This is a genomic window from Ralstonia sp. 25C (assembly GCF_051904805.1).
In the GTDB taxonomy this organism is placed as follows: Bacteria; Pseudomonadota; Gammaproteobacteria; order Burkholderiales; family Burkholderiaceae; genus Ralstonia.
On the sequence record NZ_CP196738.1, the window covers coordinates 1,491,234 to 1,508,670 of the forward strand.

Annotated in this window: 16 protein-coding genes and 1 pseudogene; 9 read left to right on the top strand and 8 right to left on the bottom strand. The window is 66.0% G+C overall.

Features of this window, described 5'->3' with window-relative positions:
* The first annotated feature begins 1 nt into the window (after position 1).
* Positions 2-727, top strand: coding sequence for an NUDIX hydrolase (locus ACS7SF_RS25220; protein ID WP_439893197.1), 726 nt, complete (start codon positions 2-4; stop codon positions 725-727).
* 11 nt (positions 728-738) lie between these two features.
* Here the strand turns inward: ACS7SF_RS25220 and ACS7SF_RS25225 are convergent, their stop codons facing one another.
* Both ACS7SF_RS25225 and ACS7SF_RS25230 read right to left on the bottom strand, forming a co-directional pair.
* Complete coding sequence (locus ACS7SF_RS25225; RefSeq protein ID WP_439893198.1) at positions 739-1,194, bottom strand: DUF3005 domain-containing protein; 456 nt, start codon at positions 1,192-1,194, stop codon at positions 739-741.
* Between the two features lie 80 nt (positions 1,195-1,274).
* Entirely contained in the window at positions 1,275-2,693 is a 1,419-nt protein-coding gene (locus ACS7SF_RS25230; RefSeq protein WP_439893199.1) for a PLP-dependent aminotransferase family protein, read from the bottom strand.
* A gap of 269 nt (positions 2,694-2,962) precedes the next feature.
* On the opposite strand from ACS7SF_RS25230, the gene ACS7SF_RS25235 reads away from it, so the two are divergent.
* From ACS7SF_RS25235 to ACS7SF_RS25250, 4 genes are all read left to right on the top strand, one after another.
* Entirely contained in the window at positions 2,963-3,481 is a 519-nt protein-coding gene (locus ACS7SF_RS25235) for a rhodanese-like domain-containing protein (RefSeq protein ID WP_439893200.1), read from the top strand.
* Between the two features lie 49 nt (positions 3,482-3,530).
* On the top strand, positions 3,531-4,532 hold the full coding sequence (epsC, locus tag ACS7SF_RS25240) for a serine O-acetyltransferase EpsC (RefSeq protein ID WP_439893201.1): 1,002 nt from the start codon (positions 3,531-3,533) through the stop codon (positions 4,530-4,532).
* Between the two features lie 90 nt (positions 4,533-4,622).
* On the top strand, positions 4,623-5,561 hold the full coding sequence (locus ACS7SF_RS25245) for a family 2A encapsulin nanocompartment shell protein (protein WP_004631502.1): 939 nt from the start codon (positions 4,623-4,625) through the stop codon (positions 5,559-5,561).
* Positions 5,536-7,386, top strand: a complete 1,851-nt coding sequence (locus ACS7SF_RS25250; protein WP_439893202.1) for a family 2A encapsulin nanocompartment cargo protein cysteine desulfurase — start codon at positions 5,536-5,538, stop codon at positions 7,384-7,386. Before ACS7SF_RS25245 ends, ACS7SF_RS25250 begins: the two co-directional genes overlap by 26 nt.
* 223 nt (positions 7,387-7,609) lie before the next feature.
* On the opposite strand, the gene ACS7SF_RS25255 is transcribed toward ACS7SF_RS25250, so the two are convergent.
* Genes ACS7SF_RS25255 through ACS7SF_RS25265 form a run of 3 tightly spaced genes read right to left on the bottom strand, consistent with a single transcriptional unit; the run spans position 7,610 to position 10,210 of the window.
* Positions 7,610-8,263 (bottom strand): methionine ABC transporter permease, encoded by a 654-nt coding sequence (locus ACS7SF_RS25255; protein ID WP_439893203.1) that lies wholly within the window; start codon positions 8,261-8,263, stop codon positions 7,610-7,612.
* Positions 8,244-9,380 (bottom strand): methionine ABC transporter ATP-binding protein, encoded by a 1,137-nt coding sequence (locus tag ACS7SF_RS25260; protein WP_439893204.1) that lies wholly within the window; start codon positions 9,378-9,380, stop codon positions 8,244-8,246. The genes ACS7SF_RS25255 and ACS7SF_RS25260 overlap by 20 nt, the downstream gene beginning before the upstream one ends.
* 20 nt (positions 9,381-9,400) lie before the next feature.
* The gene (locus tag ACS7SF_RS25265; RefSeq protein ID WP_439893205.1) at positions 9,401-10,210 is read right to left on the bottom strand and encodes a MetQ/NlpA family ABC transporter substrate-binding protein; all 810 of its coding nucleotides are present in this window, start codon (positions 10,208-10,210) and stop codon (positions 9,401-9,403) included.
* Positions 10,211-10,362: 152 nt separating this feature from the next.
* Here ACS7SF_RS25265 and ACS7SF_RS25270 point away from each other — a divergent pair.
* Positions 10,363-11,895, top strand: a pseudogene (locus ACS7SF_RS25270) (M20 family peptidase).
* Between the two features lie 2 nt (positions 11,896-11,897).
* On the opposite strand, the gene ACS7SF_RS25275 reads toward ACS7SF_RS25270, so the two are convergent.
* Positions 11,898-12,854: a TauD/TfdA dioxygenase family protein gene (locus ACS7SF_RS25275; protein WP_439893206.1), complete on the bottom strand. Its 957-nt coding sequence runs from the start codon at positions 12,852-12,854 to the stop codon at positions 11,898-11,900.
* A 252-nt stretch (positions 12,855-13,106) separates the two neighbouring features.
* On the opposite strand from ACS7SF_RS25275, the gene ACS7SF_RS25280 reads away from it, so the two are divergent.
* Positions 13,107-13,469 carry a DUF2917 domain-containing protein gene (locus ACS7SF_RS25280; protein ID WP_439893207.1) on the top strand — a complete coding sequence of 121 codons (363 nt, stop codon included), beginning with the start codon at positions 13,107-13,109 and terminating at the stop codon, positions 13,467-13,469.
* Positions 13,470-13,481: 12 nt separating this feature from the next.
* Here the strand turns inward: ACS7SF_RS25280 and ACS7SF_RS25285 are convergent, their stop codons facing one another.
* Together ACS7SF_RS25285 and ACS7SF_RS25290 are read right to left on the bottom strand one after the other, a co-directional pair.
* On the bottom strand, positions 13,482-14,900 hold the full coding sequence (locus tag ACS7SF_RS25285; RefSeq protein ID WP_439894481.1) for a heavy metal sensor histidine kinase: 1,419 nt from the start codon (positions 14,898-14,900) through the stop codon (positions 13,482-13,484).
* Entirely contained in the window at positions 14,897-15,571 is a 675-nt protein-coding gene (locus ACS7SF_RS25290; protein WP_439893208.1) for a heavy metal response regulator transcription factor, read from the bottom strand. Before ACS7SF_RS25290 ends, ACS7SF_RS25285 begins: the two co-directional genes overlap by 4 nt.
* A 224-nt stretch (positions 15,572-15,795) precedes the next feature.
* On the opposite strand from ACS7SF_RS25290, the gene ACS7SF_RS25295 reads away from it, so the two are divergent.
* Both ACS7SF_RS25295 and ACS7SF_RS25300 read left to right on the top strand, forming a co-directional pair.
* Positions 15,796-16,149, top strand: coding sequence for a hypothetical protein (locus ACS7SF_RS25295; protein ID WP_439893209.1), 354 nt, complete (start codon positions 15,796-15,798; stop codon positions 16,147-16,149).
* Positions 16,149-17,417, top strand: coding sequence for a TolC family protein (locus ACS7SF_RS25300; protein ID WP_439893210.1), 1,269 nt, complete (start codon positions 16,149-16,151; stop codon positions 17,415-17,417). The genes ACS7SF_RS25295 and ACS7SF_RS25300 overlap by 1 nt, the downstream gene beginning before the upstream one ends.
* Positions 17,418-17,437: the final 20 nt, after the last annotated feature.

Sequence of the window (17,437 nt, forward strand, 5' to 3'; positions counted from 1 at the left end):
CATGGCTTCCCGATCCGCCCCCAAGACGTTCCCTTTGCCGTTGACGACGGTGGATGTGGTGATCTTTACCGTGTTGGAAGACGTGCTACGCGTGCTGCTGGTGCAGCGGCCGAGTACGGAGGCCGAGCCCTTCCCCGGCGCGTGGGCGTTGCCGGGCGGGTTTGTCGATACGGCCGTCGATGCCACGCTGGAAGATTGCGCGCGCCGCAAGCTGCTCGAGAAAACCGGCGTGGGCAGCCCGTATCTGGAGCAGCTCGGCAGTTGGGGCAGCGCCGCCCGTGACCCGCGCGGCTGGTCGGCCACGCACGTCTACTTTGCGTTGATGCCCGCGCAGGACGTGGTGCTCGCCAAGGGAGCAAACGCTGCAGACGTCGGCTGGTTTGCTGTGGACGACGTGCTGCGCGCACCCGAGCTCGCGTTCGACCATGCGGAGATTCTGCGCACCGCTGTGGAGCGGCTGCGCAGCAAGGTGGAATACACGTCATTGCCGGCGTTTTTGCTCGCCGAACCGTTTTCGTTGCCGCAGCTCCAGCGTATGTACGAGATCGTGTTGGGCCGGCCGGTGGACAAAAGCGGCTTCCGCACGCGCATGCTGGCGGCCAATTTTCTGGAAGAGGCGGGCGTGGCCGAGGGCGATTCCTACCGCCCCGCCAAGGGCTACCGGCTGATCGACCGCAGCGCGCCGGTGGTCTTTCCGCGCACCTTCAGCCCGCGTGGTGGCGAATGAGCTAAGCCGCGTCAGGCCGACTCGTCGTCTTCCAGTGAAAAGCGTTGCGCGGCGCGTGTGCCGTTGCGCACCGTCTCATCCACCACGCCCCGATGCACGACCTTGTGCCCAGCTTCAGTGGCGATGGTCGGCTGTCCTTGGCTCGGGCGGCTGTCGACCCCGGCAATGGGGGCTTCCGGATCGGGCTCCGGGTTGGCGTTGGTGAGCGACGCGTTGGAATAGATGACGTTGTCTTGCCAGTGCGACGGGTCCTTGGCCGCTTCCAGGCCTTTGCCATCGGTGTCGATCGTGTTGTCGGAGGCTTCGGTGCCGGCCGCATCCACCGAACGAATGCGGCGTGAAGCACGCGCCAGCGGGTCGTTCTCCGGGGTATCGGGCGGCGGCTCGGTCAGCTTGGCGCGCTCGGGCTGATGCGTGACAGGCTCTTCGGGTTGGGGCTGTGCTTGGTTGTGTTCCGCGTTGTGCATGATCGGGCTCCTGCGCCGCGGCAGCGGCATCGCGTTGCATGCCGCCGCAACGTGCGTGCCTGATCTTGGCGCCTGCCCGTCTAAGCCCGCTTGCGGGTAGGGCGACGTCCGGCGTCTTGCAGGAAGGCCTGTGCACGCGGCTCCGTTGCGTAGGCGCTGTTGATGCGCACCCAGGGCGACACCTCTAGGTTGGGCCGGAAGTAATGGCCGGGGGCCAGCGTCACGCCGTGCTTCTCTGCTGTGGCGGCCAGGTCCCGCGAATCCTCCACATGCGGCACACGCGCCCACAGGAAATTGCCGCCCGCCGGCTGATGAAACACCTCCCAGCCCGCGTCACTCAGCACGTTGAGCGAGGCGATGACCGAGTCGCCCGCACGCTGGCGCAGCCGCTCCACATATTTGCGATAGGCGCCGCGCTCCAGCAGCGTGGTGACCACGGCCTCTGCAAAGCGCGATCCGCCCACGCTGGTGAGCATCTTCACGTTGGTCAGGTCGTGCACCAGTTCACGCTTGGCTATCAGGTAGCCCACCGGCAGCGACGCCGACACCGTCTTGGAGAACCCGCCCACGTAGATCACGTGCTCAAGCTGGTCCAGCGTGGCGAGCCGCGCGGTCGGGTCGGACTGCAGGTCGGCAAAGATGTCGTCTTCCACAAACACGAAACCGTGGCGCCGTGCCAATTCCAGCAACCGAAACGCGACCGGCGGCGATAGCGTGGAGCCGGTCGGGTTCTGCAGCACGCTGTTGATGAAGAACAGCTTGGGCCGATGCTCGCGCAGCATGGCTTCGGCCACCTCGACGTCCGGACCATCGGCCTTGCGCGGAATGCCGACCAGCTTGACGCCATGCAGCCGCAGCAGGCCGAACACGGTGTAGTAGCCCGGGTCTTCCACAAACACCGTGTCACCGGGCTTGAGCAGGTGACGCATGATCAGGTCGATGGCCTGGCTCGCGCCTGCCGTACTGAGCACGTTGGCCGGTTCTGCGTGAATGCCGAGTTGGCGCGCGCGCATCACGATCTGCTGTCGCAGTGCGGGGTTGCCCAGCGGCATGCCGTAGTCGATCACGGCGTGCGTATCGGTGCGCGAGACTTGGCGGATGGCCTGCGTGAGGCCTTCCATGTCGCGCCAGTCGGCCGGCACAAAACCGCCCCCGAGCTTGAGCATGCCGTCTGGGTAACTGAACTGCTCGAAGATGTGCTTGGACTCGGCCTCCGCGCGGCGCGGGTCTGACCAGCCGCGCCCGTCGCGCCCCGTGAGGCTGCTTTCGGCCACGTAGAAGCCCGAGCCGTGGCGTGAATCCAGCAAGCCCAGCGACACCAGCCGGTCATATGCCTCGATCACCGGGAAGCGGCTGATGCCGTGCTCGGCCGCCAACTGGCGGATCGACGGCAGCTTGGCGCCGGGGCGCACGTCGTTGTCGCCGATCCAAGCCTGCACGCCCGCCACGATCTGGTCGGCAATGGGCACGCGGGTGGTGGCGTCGATCTGGAGTTTCATGGCGCGGGCAATGTCGTGGGACAGCGGAAGATGCCGAACAGTCATCCGCAACTGTTCGGCAGTGTTCGTATTGTAGTGGGGCTGCGCCCAACGGAAAGCCGATCGCCCAAGTGCCGCGCCGGGGCTGGCTTATGCGTTTCGCAACCATCGAAGGGCGGTTTTATTCGTTTTGGCAAATATCACCCACGGCTAGAGTGGGCTTGTCCGTCACGTATTGCGCGCTCGTACCGCGTTCGTACCGCGCTCGTACCCACTAAGCCGGAGATTCGATGTCTGCCACCCCCGTTCAAACTGCCCCGCGCGATCCGGCTGTGCAAGCCGTGCTCGATAGCGTTCTATCTACACCGTCGTCAACGCTGCTGGAGCGGGCACGCAGTCACGCCGCCGAGCAAGGCCTGCGCTATGCAGGCGGGCTGACACCGGCCGAAGCCTGGGCGCTGGTCAGTCGTGGCGACGCCGTGCTCGTGGATGTCCGCACCGCTGAAGAACGCAAGTTCGTGGGCCGCGTGCCGGACACCCCGCACGCGGCGTGGCAGACGGGGCCGGCCATGATCAAGAACCCGCGCTTCCTGCGCGAGCTGGAGAAAGCCGCGCCCAAGAGCGCCGTGTTGCTGCTGCTGTGCCGCAGCGGCAAACGCTCTGCCGCCGCCGCAGAAGCGGCCGCCGCTGCCGGATTCCAGAACGTGTTCAACGTGCTCGAAGGCTTTGAGGGCGACCTGGACGAACAGCAGCAGCGCGGCGAAGCCGGCGGCTGGCGCCGCTGGGGCCTGCCCTGGCAGCAGGACTGAGCGCCGCCGTATCCGCTAACAACCAAACCAACAGAACAGGGGAGCGACGATGAGCGATAGCGTCATCGCGGGGAGGCCTGCGCCCGCGCAAGACCCGGGCTGGCAATTGGATCGCATCGTCAGTGAGCTGCGTGCGGCCCGGGCCGATTGGCGCGCCCGCAACGGCCGTACCGAAGTCACGGGCCGCGAGTTGCCCTCGCGCGAGGCCGTGCAGCAGATTCTGGAGGCACTGCGCGGAGCGCTGTTCCCTATGCGGCTTGGCCCCACAGACCTGCGCGAAGAGAGCGAAGACTTCTACGTTGGCCACACGCTCGACGCGGCCCTCAATGCGCTGGTGGCACAGGTGCGGCTTGAGCTGCGTCACACGGTGCGCCAGGCGCGTGCCGTGGATCGCGATCCCGATGCCGAGGCGGTGCAACTCGTGCGCGACTTCGCGGCGGCACTCCCGACGCTGCGCCGCCTACTCGATACCGACGTGCTGGCCGCCTACCACGGTGATCCGGCAGCGCGCAGCGTCGACGAGGTGCTGCTGTGCTACCCGGGCATTCTCGCGGTCATTCACCACCGCATTGCGCATCACCTGTACCGCGCTGGGCTGCCATTGCTTGCGCGCATGGTGGCCGAGACCGCGCATGCCGACACCGGCATCGACATCCACCCCGGCGCGCAGATCGGCAGCGGCTTCTTCATCGACCACGGCACGGGCGTGGTGATTGGCGAGACCGCCGTGATTGGCGAACGCGTGCGTATCTATCAGGCCGTGACGCTGGGCGCCAAGCGGTTCTCCGCCGATGCCGATGGCCACCTGGAGAAAGGCACGCCGCGCCATCCTGTGGTGGAAGACGACGTCGTCATCTATGCCGGCGCGACCATCCTCGGGCGCATCACCATCGGGCGCGGTTCATCCATTGGCGGCAACGTGTGGCTCACGCGCAGCGTGCCGCCCGGCAGCAGTGTCACCCAGGCAAACGTGCAGAGCGGTGTGCAGGAGGGCGTTCAGGACCCTCGGCCACACACGCACAGCGACAGCGAGGTTCACCCCGCGCGCTGATTCGCCCGACGTGCCTTTCCCACCGGTTTTATCCACCGCACCCGCCAGAGAAACGGGGGCATTTTTTCAAATGAAGTTGGGAGTCATTGCATGGCAGAAGCAGATACCCAGGACGTGCGCACTGCGCTAGGCGACAGCGCCGCACGCCAGTTGGCGAACGCGACCAAGACCGTTCCGCAGTTGTCCACCATCAGCCCGCGCTGGCTGGTGCACTTGCTGCAATGGCAGCCGGTGGAGGCGGGCATCTTCCGCCTGAACCGCGTGAAGAATCCGCGCGATGTGCGTGTCGCTTGCTCGCAGCGCGACGAAGCAGAGCTGCCGCAAACCTTCGTCGACTATGACGAACATCCGCGCGAGTACTTCCTCAACGCGGTGACGACGGTGCTGGACGTGCATACGCGTGTGTCCGACCTGTACAGCAGCCCGCACGACCAGATTCAGCAGCAGCTGCGCCTGACCATCGAGACCATCAAGGAGCGTCAGGAAAGCGAACTGATCAACAACCCCGACTACGGCCTGCTGGCCAACGTGGATGAAACGCAGCGCATCTCCACGCTTACCGGCGCGCCCACCCCGGACGATCTGGACGAGCTGATCACCAAGGTGTGGAAAGAGCCGGCGTTCTTCCTCGCCCATCCGCTGGCGATTGCTGCGTTTGGGCGCGAGTGCACGCGCCGTGGCGTGCCGCCGCCCACCGTCAGCCTGTTCGGCTCGCAGTTCCTCACGTGGCGCGGCCTGCCGCTGATTCCGTCGGACAAGGTGCCCATTGACGAGAACGGCCGCACGAAGATTCTGCTGCTGCGCGTGGGAGACAAGCGCCAGGGTGTGGTCGGCCTGTACCAGCCGGGTGTGGCTGGCGAACAGAGCCCGGGCCTGTCGGTGCGCTTCATGGGCATCAACCGGAACGCCATCGCGTCGTATCTGATTTCGCTGTATTGCTCGCTGGCCGTGCTGACTGAAGACGCGCTGGCGGTGCTCGAAGACGTGGAGATTGGCAAGTACCATGACTACCCCGACACCTACAAGTAATGCGCCCGGCGTGAGCGGCCTGGCGCTGCCGACGGGTGATGTGCCGGCGGGTTTGCCGGACGTGGCTGCGCTGGCGCAACTGGCGAACGCGTTCTTCACGGCGCTGCCCGGTAGCGAGCCGGAGCCCACCATCGATCTGGCACCGGTGGGCACATCGCCGCAACTGAGTGCGTTGCCCGTTGCGGATGCCGCACCGATTGCACCGCAGGTGCCTGTGCTGGGCGTGCCCACGCAGTACGCGGCAGCGCTGCCGCAGGTGGCATCCGGTCATGGCCAGCCAGTACCTGCGCATCCCGTCTCGGCCCCGAGTTCGCCGTATTACTTCCTGGGTGAGGCGAGCGGCTACCAGTCTGCTGTGCCGCACGCGGGGGTGGCGGCATCGGAGGCGGGTGTGCCGGATGATCGCGTCTCGGCGCAGCCGTTCCACCTGCCGGGCACGGATGCGCTGGCACGGTTGATCGATGGCGTGGCTGGCACGCCGCCCGCTGGGCCGGCTGCATTGCAGCAGCGCGGAGGTGCCGCGCAGGCGGGGCAGTTCTACTTCCTAGCGCCACCCACGGTGCCTACGTTGGAAGCGTCACGTGACACCAGCCACCAGCCGCATCGCGCCAGCACGTTCGACGTGCAAGCGGTTCGACGTGACTTTCCGATCCTGGCCGAGCGCGTGAATGGCCGGCCGCTGATCTGGCTGGACAACGCCGCCACCACGCACAAGCCGCAAGCGGTGATCGATCGGCTGGCGTATTTCTACGCGCACGAGAACTCCAACATCCACCGCGCGGCGCATGAACTGGCCGCGCGTGCGACCGATGCGTACGAGGGCGCCCGCAACAAGGTTGCGCGCTTCCTCGGCGCGAAGTCGTCAAGCGAGATCATCTTCGTGCGCGGCGCTACCGAGGCGATCAACCTCGTTGCGCAGACGTTCGGCCGCCAGCACATCGGCGCAGGGGACGAGATCATCGTCTCGCACCTGGAGCACCACGCCAACATCGTGCCGTGGCAGCAGCTTGCCGCGCAGGTGGGCGCGCGTATCCGCGTGATTCCGGTGGACGACAGCGGACAGGTTCTGCTCGATGAATACCGCAAGCTGCTCAGCAGCCGGACGAAGCTGGTGTCCGTCACGCAGGTGTCGAATGCGCTGGGGACGGTGACGCCGGTGCAGGAGATCATCGCGCTGGCACATGCGGCAGGTGCGCGTGTGCTGGTGGATGGCGCGCAGGCGGTCTCGCACTTGCGTGTGAACGTGCAGGCGCTGGATGCGGACTTCTACGTGTTCTCCGGCCACAAGATTTTCGGACCGACGGGCATTGGCGTGGTGTATGGCAAGCAGCATCTGCTCGACACGCTGCCGCCGTGGCAGGGCGGCGGCAACATGATTGCCGACGTCACGTTCGAGAAGACGCTGTACCAGCCCGCACCCGCACGCTTCGAGGCCGGCACCGGCAACATCGCGGATGCGGTGGGGCTGGGCGCTGCGCTGGATTACGTCGATCGCATTGGCCTGGAGAACATCGCCCGCTATGAGCACGATCTGCTGGTGTATGCCACGCATGGGCTGTCGCGTATCCCTGGGTTGCGGCTGATCGGTACGGCTGCGAACAAGGCGAGCGTGCTGTCGTTCACGCTGGCTGGGTACCGCACGGAGGAAGTGGGTGCGGCGCTCAACCGCGAGGGCATTGCCGTGCGCTCCGGCCATCATTGTGCGCAGCCGATCCTGCGGCGCTTTGGGGTGGAGGCCACGGTGCGGCCATCGCTGGCGTTCTACAACACGTGCGAGGAGGTGGATGAACTCGTGCGGGTGGTGGGGGCGTTGGCGCGGCGGTGAGCTATTTAGGGCCGTTGGAGAAAGGCGCCCTGTCGGCTCTGTGTTTGGGCTGGCAGGGCGTTTTTTGTTTTTGGCCTTTGCCGGGGCGGGCCTTGTTGGTCCATCTCTGTTTCACCCCCTGCCGGGGGCGACTCACTTTCTTTGGCAAGACAAAGAAAGTGAGTCAGCCCCGGCAGGGGATGAAACCAGGGATGGACCACTAACAAAAAAACTCACCGTGCTCTCATCGAGCCTTCAACCGCCGCACCGAAACATCCCCCACCCACTGCACCAGGCTCACCAGCCCGATCAACACCACAATCACCACCGCCATGACAGTGGTATCGAAGCGCTGATACCCATAGCGAATGGCGATATCGCCAAGACCACCCGCACCCACGGCACCCGCCATGGCCGATGCACCAATCAACGACACCACGGTCAGCGTAAAGCCGCCGATGATGCCGGGCAGGGCCTCGGGCAGAAGCACGTGCCAGACGATGTGACGACGCTCGCAGCCCATGGCCTGCGCGGCTTCCACTAACCCACGGTCCACTTCGCGCAGGCTGATCTCGGCAATGCGCGCGAAGAATGGCGTGGCGCTGATCGACAGCGGCACCACGGCCGCCCACACACCAATCGTCGCACCCACCACCAGCCGCGTGAACGGCAGCAGTGCCACCAGCAGGATGATGAACGGCGTGGCCCGGAAGCCATTGATGAGCGCGCCCAGCACACGGTGCACGCGCGGCGATTCCAGCGTATTGCCCGGCGCCGTTAGCACCAGAATGAGCGCCAGCGGAATACCAGCCAGCACGGCGATCAGCGCAGAGGCCGAGACCATCGTGAGCGTGTCGAACAGACCCTGCCAGATGCGGTCAATCGTGAGTGGCGACATAGCCGAGGCTCCGGGTGTGTTGGGACAACTGCAGCGCCGCGAGCGCGTCGGCTGAGAGCGTGCTGCCCGCAGCCGCGACTAGCAGGCGCCCTTGCGTACGGCCCTGGATGCGGTCAAGGTCGGCGCGCAGCAGGCGTGTGGGTTGATGCAGTGCCTGGGCGATTTGCGCGAGTTCCGGCACGGCAGCGGCGCCGGTGTAACTGAGTTCGATCAATTGCTCGAACGGTGCGCGCGCGGGCGGCGTGGGCTGCAAACGCAGGGCCACGTCTTCGGGCAGGCCGCCGCGCAGCGGTTCGAGCAGCGCGCGTGTGGCGTCGTGCTGCGGGTCGCCAAACACACGCCACACGGGGCCTTGCTCGGCAATGCGTCCTGCTTCGAGCACGAGCACGTTGTCGCAGATATCGCGAATCACGCCCATCTCGTGCGTGATGAGCACGATGGTCAGACCCAGGCGGCGGTTGATGTCGCGCAGCAGGGCGAGGATGGCGTCGGTCGTCTCGGGGTCGAGCGCAGAGGTGGCTTCATCGCACAGCAGAATTTCGGGCCGATGCACGAGTGCACGGGCAATGCCAACGCGCTGCTTCTGCCCGCCGGACAAGCGCCCGGGATACACGTGCTGCTTGCCCTCCAACCCGACCAGCGCCAGCAGCGCATCCACGCGCTGTGCAATCTCGGCGGCCGGCACGCCCGCCACCTTCAGCGGCAGCGCGACGTTTTCCCAAACCGTCTTGGCAGAGAGCAGATTGAAGTGCTGGAAGATCATGCCGATACGCCGGCGCAGCCCCACCAGTGCCGCCGTGCCAAGCGCGCTGACATCCACGCCATCCACCAACACCTGACCGCTGGTGGGCCGCTCCAATCCGTTGATGGTGCGCAGCAGGCTGGATTTGCCCGCACCGCTGCGCCCGATGATGCCGAAGATCCCTCCAGCCGGAATGTCGAGGTTGATGTCTTGCAGCGCATGCACATCACCCGCCGCCGCGCGATACGTCTTGCCGACGTTGCGGAAGCTGATGGTGCCGGCAGTGGGTGTGGCGATGGCGGCGTCGGTCTGTCTGGCATGCGGCGCGATCGCGTCGGTCCAGAGGTGTGCGGGGTTTGAGACGAGTGTGGTCATGGCCTTACCGTTTTGCCGTCTTACCGTTTCACCCAGGGCAGGGTGAAGAGCTTGTCGTCGTTGGCATAGGACGTGCGCACTTGCTGGCGCACGGCTGGCGACTCCTGATACAGCTTGATGAAGCGCGCGATGCGCGGGTCGTTGGCGTTGTCGTTGCGGGCGACGAAGCGGATGGCGAAGTACTCGTCATCGATGCCCGAATACAACAGGCCGGCGCTGGCTACGTCGGCCTTGCCGGCGTTGACGAGGTGCGCGGGGTAGCCCTGCGCCAAGTCCACATCGTCCAGCGCGCGCACAAGCTGTGGGCCTTCGATCTCGACAAACTTCAGCTTCTTCGGATTGGCGACCACGTCGTTGAGCGTGCCGCGTGCGCCCACACCCTCGCGCAGCTTGATCAGCCCCGCCTTCTGCAGCAGCAACAGGCCGCGGCCCTGGTTGACCGGGTCATTGGCCACCGCCACGCGCGCGCCGTCCTTCAAATCGCTCAGGCGCTTGATCTTGCTGGAGTACAGGCCGATATTGCCCAGCACGCCAATGCCCACGCTCTTGAACGCATAACCACGCTCTTTGATGGCGTTCTCCAGGAAGGGTTGGTGCTGGAAGTAATTGAGATCCAGATCGCCCGCAGCGAGGGCGACGTTGGGCGTGGTCCAGTCGGTCAGCTCCACCACCTTGACATCCAGCCCCTGCTTGCGGGCTTCGGCGGCAGCCACCTCCACGGAGTCGGCCAGCGCGCCAGGCGTGACGCCAATGCGCAGCGGCGCCGCGTGCGCGGCAGCCGCAAAGGTGAGGGCGGAGAGCGCGAGGGAGAGTCGTTTGATGAGTTTCATGGGCACGGATACCGTAAAGGGAACATGCGGTGATTCCAGCATGGCAACCCGCCCGATTCCCACGAATATTTGCGTAGATGGTTACTCGGTCTGGGTTAGGGGGATACTTCCGGTCGACCGTGGCAGTTCAATCTCAAGGAGGGGACGCTTCGATGCGTGCATCTTTCAATCGTAGGCGTGCGATAGAGGGGCGGGTGGTGGGGCGTTTGCTATTGGCAATCGTCATCATCCTGGTGGGGCTTGCGGCGGCTGTGGGCGTGAATACGTGGCGACACGGCTCCCGCCAGTTGGACGTGCCCGCCATTACGCCGGTGGCCGTGGATGGCGCAGCCGCCTCAGCGCACCTGGCCGAAGCGGTGCGCGCCCGTACCGTATCGAGCGCCACCGATGCGCAATTGAATGCCGACCAGTTCCACCAGCTACATGCGATGTTGCAGGCGCGCTACCCCCAAGCGCACGCCGTGCTGCAACGCGAGCCCGTTGGCGACTTCGCGCTGCTCTATACGTGGAAAGGCTCCGACCCATCATTGCCGCCCATCATGCTGATGGCGGACCAGGACGTGGTACCCATCGCCCCCGGCACTGAGGGCGATTGGACTCAGCCGCCCTTAGACGGCGTGGTGAAAGACGGCATGGTCTGGGGCCGCGGCGCATGGGACGACAAGGGCAATCTGATCTCCCAGATGGAAGCCATCGAACTGCTGGCCGCCAGCGGCTTCAAGCCCCGCCGCACCATCCACCTGGCCTTTGGCGCCGATGAGGAAGTGGGCGGCGAGCGTGGCGCCAAACAGATCGCCGCGCTGCTCAAGTCACGCGGCGAGCGGCTCGATTTCGTGATCGACGAAGGCCTGCTGATTACCGAAGGCGTGCTGCCGGGCCTGACCAAGCCGGCTGCGTTGATTGGGGTGGCGGAAAAGGGCTTCCTCTCCGTACAGCTCAAGGTCGCGGCCACGCCGGGGCATTCGTCGATGCCGCCGCCGCACGGGCAGAGCGCCATCGCCATGATGAGCGCCACGCTCAAGCGGCTCGACGACGATCAACTGCCGGCCGGCATTCGTGGCGTGGCGCAAGAGATGTTTGCGACGCTGGCGCCTGAAATGCAGGGCTTCAGCCGCGTGGCACTGTCCAATCTGTGGCTGTTCGGGCCGATGGTGTAGAAGCAGTTGGAGGCCTCGGGCAGCTCCAACGCCATGCTGCGCACCACCACGGCGCTGACCATCTTCCAGGCCGGCAATAAAGACAACGTGCTGCCCGGCCGCGCCGAGGCCACCGTCAACTTCCGCCTGCTGCCGGGTGACACCATTGCCTCCGTTACCGCGCACGTGGAAGACGCCGCCAAGACCGCCGCGCCGCAGGGCAAGTTCGAACTGAGCAAGCTGCCGGGCTCAAGCGAGGCGTCGCCGCTATCGTCCATCTCGCCCACGCAATCGGCGTCGTATCAGCTGATCAACAAGACGGTGCGCGAGCTGTTTCCGGGCACGGTGGTGGCGCCGGGGCTGATGATCGGCGCCACCGATTCGCGCCACATGGTCGAGATTGCCGACCACGTGTATCGCTTTTCCCCCGTGCGCGCCAAGCCCGAAGACCTGCCGCGCTTTCATGGCACCAACGAGCGCATTAGCGAGGCGAACCTCGTGGAGCTGATTCGCTTCTACCACCGGCTGGTGCAGCAAGCTGCGGGCTGATGTCAGTGGGCAGCCGCCACCAGCGCATCGATGTGCGCGTCGTTGGTTGCCTCAGGGCGGCGCAGTTGCGTGCTGCGGCTGCCGTCCACGGAGATGGCCGTGTCGCCGTGCACCGTCACGCGGCGCACTACGCGCGGCTGGTTGCCGTAGTCGTTGATGGCGTAGTGCTGCGTGGCGCGGTTGTCCCAGATGGCGACATCGTGCTGGCGCCATTGCCAGCGCACGGTGTTCTCCAGCCGCGTGACGCGGTTCTGCAGTAGCTCGAACAGGCGCGTGGATTCGCTGCCCGGCAGGCCGGCAAAGCGCTTGACGAAGTGGCCGAGCAGCAGGGCGCGCTCGCTGGTTTCTGGGTGCACGTGCACCACCGGGTGCGAGGCTTCATACACCGCGGCGGCAAACACATCGCGGTGATGCCGCAGGCGTGCGCCATCGAGTTGCGTGCGCTCGGCACCGTAGTCGTAGTCGTTGGTGTGCACGGCCCACAGTTGCTCGGCGAGCTGCTTGAGTGTGTCGGGCAACTGTTCGTAGGCGCGGGCGGTGTTGGCCCAGACCGTATCGCCGCCATAGGCCGGAATCGTTACCGCGCGCAGGATCGACACCTTCGGAAACGCATCGAGGAAGGTCACGTCGGTATGCCAGGAATCCGCGCGGCCGCCGCCCTTTGACGCATCGAGTTCAAACAGTTGCGTGCCGGTGGGCGCCGGCACCGTTGGGTGCGCAACGATGCGGCCGAAACGCTTGCCGAAGGCCTGATGGCGGTCGTCGTCTAGGTGTTGCTGATCGCGGAAGAACAACACCTTGTACTTCAACAGTGCCGCGTACACGCTGGCAAACGTGTCTTCCGGCAGGTCATCTCCCAATTTGATATCGAGCACTTCGCCGCCAATGTGCCCGGCCACGCGGCGCACGCGCAGCGCGCCAAACGTAGTGTCGATGTGGGTGTGGCGATCGTGCGACATGGAGGGCTCCGGCAAGAAAGGACCACCCATGCTAGCCAGCCGGCGCGGGCCGGAAAACGAACGGTTCCACATATCCAAATGCAGTTCAGTCCGTCATTTCGCTGAACTGTTCGCGAAAGATGCTGAACAGTTCAGCCAAAGTGTTCGCAACTGTTCATGTCAACGGTGTGGCCCGCCGCGCAAGATGGAGTCGTGCCGATCCGCAGTCCCCATAAAAAATCCACCACGAACCCCGGCACAGGAGTCTCCATCATGCGCGAAATCAGGATCTTTGAACTTGACCGGCCGGGCGTGCCGGTGAGCTGGCGGTCGGCACGGGCCCAAACCATCGCCGCACAGGCCGGGCGGTTGTGGGTCACGCAAGAGCACCAGTTGCAAGACATCTGGCTCAAGCCGGGCCAATCGATCGACGTGCCGGCGGGCGTGCGCTTCTGGCTGTCGGGCGAACCGGTGGATGGCACGCCGGCGCGCTTTGCCGTGACGGAAGACATCAACGCGCCGCGCCGCCTGCTGCGCTTCATTGCGCTGCTGGTGGGGGCCGCCTATCGCCAGCTGCTGCGCGACGACGGGCAAGATGCAGCGCGTACGCCTTCTGCGCTGCGGATTGGTACCTGATGGCACCTGAGCCTAAGCGGGAAACACCAGCCGGAACTCGGTCCGCCCGGCGTCTCCTTCGGGCGGGCTGCTGGCCTGCACGCGACCGCCGTGCAGGTCCATGATGGTCTTTACGATGGCCAGTCCCAACCCCGTGGATTGGCTCGACTGCACCCCGGATTGCGCCCGTGAAGGGTCGCCCCGGTAGAACCGCTCGAACAGCAGCGGCAGGCTGACCGCCGGAATGCCCGGCCCCGGGTTCCGCACGGCAATGCCGATCTCGTCCGTACCTTGTTCGATCACCACGTCGACGTGCGCGCCAGAAGGCGTGTGGCGCAGCGCGTTGTCGAGCAGGTTGTTGATCGCCCGGCGCAGCAGCGTGGCATCGGCCCGCAATTGCGCATCGCCGCTCACGTTGATGGTGATGTCGCGGTCCGCTGCCACCGCTTCGAAATAATCGACCAGCACTTGCACCTCGTGCCGCGCATCCAGCAGCGCGACGGACAGCGCCACGCGTGCATGATCCGCACGGGCGAGGAACAGCATGTCTTCGATCATGTGCGACAGGCGAGCGTATTCCTCCAGGTTGGATTCGAGCACGCTGCGGTATTCCTCCACCGAGCGGGGGTGGGCGAGCGTGACTTCGGTCTGGCCGACCAGATTGGCCAGCGGCGTGCGAAAGTCGTGCGCCAGATCCGTGGAGAACTGCGACAGCCGCGCAAAGCCATCCTGCAAGCGCGTGAGCATGGCATTGAGCGAAGCCAGCAGATCGGCCAACTCGCGCGGCGCGCCTTGCAGCGTCAAGCGCGTATCCAACTGACTGGGCACCACGGCGGCCGCCTGTTTGCCGATGCGCGCCAGGCCACGCAGCGTGCTGCGCACCAGCAACAAACTCAGCAGTGCCACCGCCGCCACGCCACCAATGACGGCGAACACGATGTGGCGCTGGTGGTGGGTCAGCAACACGGCGCGGCTGTCGCCATCCTGCGCGACCAGCACGATGACGCTCGTACCGCCTTGCCCCACCGGGGCTTCCGCCGCAATCGCGCGCGATGCCATCCCCGCCATCGACATCCACGTGTGGACGGCGGACTCGGACGGTGGCACCGCGGCCCGCACCAGGGGCGGCATCGTCACGTGTTCGCCTTCGGGGTTCACTTCCACCAGCGTGCGGCCTTCGGGCGTGGCAATGCGCAGGATCAGGCCGTCGTGGCCGGACACCACGTCGGTATAGCGGTGCGCGGTGCGGGCCAGATCGTCAGCGCTCAGCGCTTCGCTGGAGAGGTGGCGCAGCTGCGTGATCTTGCCGACCAGCATGGCGTCGTCCGTTGCACGCAGTTGTGCATTGAGCGCGTAGTACAGATACGTGCCGGCCGCCGTGAGCGTGACCGATACCACCACCACGAAGGCCAGTACCAGCCGGCCGGCCAGCGATGCAGGCCAGCGCATCAGCGTGCGGCCTCATCCAGCACGTAGCCCATGCCACGCAGCGTGTGGATCAGCTTGTGCTCGAACGGGTCATCCACCTTGGCGCGCAGGCGGCGGATGGATACGTCGACTACGTTGGTGTTGCTGTCGAAGTTCACGTCCCACACCTGGGATGCGATCAGCGAGCGCGAGAGCACCTCGCCCGCGCGGCGCGCCAGCAGGTGCAGTAGCGCGTACTCCTTGGCGGTCAGGTCGATGCGTTGCCCAGCGCGCGTGACGCGGCGCTTGATGGTGTCGATGGTCAGGTCCGCAATTTCGAGGATCTCGCTCTCGCGCAGCGGGCCGCGCCGCAGGATGGTGCGCACGCGCATCACCAGCTCGGCAAAGGCGAAGGGTTTGACGAGGTAGTCGTCCGCACCTAGCTCGAGGCCCTTCAGACGGTCGGCCAGTTCGTCGCGCGCGGTCAGGCACAACACCGGGGTGCTCTTGCGGCGGCGCAGTTCCTGCAGGACCTGCCAGCCGTCCATGCCGGGCAGCATGACGTCGAGCACGATGAGGTCGTAGTCGTGCTCCATGGCCTGGAAGAGGCCATCGGGGCCCGTCCGGGCGAGGTCGGCCACAAAGCCCGATTCCGTCAGGCCCTTGAGTAGGTAGTCGCCCGCCTTGGGCTCGTCTTCAACAATGAGCAGTCGCATGAGAAAAAAAGGGCGGGCGCGTCTGGCCCCGCCGTGGCTGCCGTGGTTACCGATTGCCGCCACGATATGCCAAAACGCCGCACGCCGGGCTGAAGATGACAAGTTTGTCATCTTCGGGTCATGCCCGCGTGGGGCACGCCTCCCTAGACTGGCCGCACTGACACCGCCCCCCCTTCCTGTTTGTTTCCTGTTTGCTGGTGTCGGGCTTTTCGAAGGAGATTCTCATGGCGATTCGATTCCAACGTCTGCTTCCCCTGGCGGCTCTGGCTGCGCTGCTGGCAACGGGCACGGCCGTGGCCGCGCAATCGGTGACAGTGCCGCTGGCCAAGAACAGCACACGTGACCCGTACACCGATGGCGCCCGGATTGGCGCGCGCGATGCCTATACCGACGGCGCCCGGGCCGGTGCACGTGACCCGTACACCGATGGTGCCAAGACCGGCGCCCGTGATCCGTACACGGACGGTGCTGCACAAACCGCGCTCGAGGCCCGCGCCGGCACGCGCGACCCCTACACCGACGGCGGCCTCATCAGCCCGCGTGGCCGTGATCCGTACACCGATGGCGCCAACGCGTAATGCGTGGCATCCGGTCCGTCGGGGCAGCCCTTGCGTGGTTTTTGGCTGCCCCTTTGGCCACAGCGGCGGCTGACCCTGTTGCCGCGGTGGCGCTTTCTACGCCCAGTGAACCGGTTGCCGCTGCGTCCGAACGTGTGACGCTGCAGCAGGCTGTCGAGCGCGCGGTGCAGACGCATCCTGCGCTGGCCGCGGCCGGTTACGAAGTCGCGGCCAGCGAAGGCGCGCTCGATCAAGCCCGCCGACTGCGTAATCCCGAGGCCGCCTTCACGACGGAAGACGTGCGCCGCGACCGTGCCACGATGACGGCGCAACTGAATATCCCCCTGGAACTTGGTGGCAAGCGCAGTGCACGCATGCGCGCCGCGGAAATCACCCGAGATGCCGCAGCACAAGATGCTGCCGTACTCCAGGCCCAGCTGCGTGCCGATGTCACGCGTGCCTTCTTCGATCTGGTGATCGCGCAGGAGCGCTTGACGCTCGCGCAGGCCTCCGACACGTTGGCCGCGCAGGCAGAATCGGCCGCCGCGCGGCGCGTGCAAGCGGGCAAGGTATCTCCGGTGGAGCAGACCAAGGCAGGGGTGGCTCGTGCCAGCGCCGCCATCGAACTGCGCGATGCGCGCGCCGAACTGCAGGTGGCGCAGCGTGCGTTGGCTGCCTTCTGGGGCAACGCCTCTGCCATGCCCGAAGCTGACGGCAGCGCGGAGACCTTACCCATCGTGCTGCCCGAAGCCCGTCAGGCCACTGGCGCGTTGGAGAACACGCCGCGCTCTGTGCGCGCCCGGTTGGAGATCGACCGCCGTCAGGCGCTCGCCAACGTCGAGCGCAGCAAGCGCGTGCCCGACGTGACGCTCAGCGTCGGGGCCAAGCGCGACAGCGCCGCGAACAACAACATGGCGGTGCTCGGCATTGCTGTGCCGCTGCCGCTGTTCGACCGAAACCAGGGCAGCCAGCTCGAAGCGCAGCGCCTGGCCGACAAGGCGGTTGAGGACTACCGCGCCTTGCAGCTTGAACAGAACGCCACGCTTGCGCAGGATGTCGCGCGGCTCGACGCCGCACGCACCGCTGTGCAATCGCTGCGGCAAGACGTGTTGCCCGGCGCGCAGCGCGCCTACGACGCCGCCCGCATCGGCTTTGATGCCGGCAAGTTCAATTTTCTCGATGTGCTGGACGCCCAGCGCACGCTATTCCAGGCGCGCGCGCAGTACCTGGCCGCGCTGTCGCGCGCGCATCAGGCGGCGGCCGGGATCGACCGCATTCTCGGCCGGTGATGCCGCTATCCCCTTTCTGC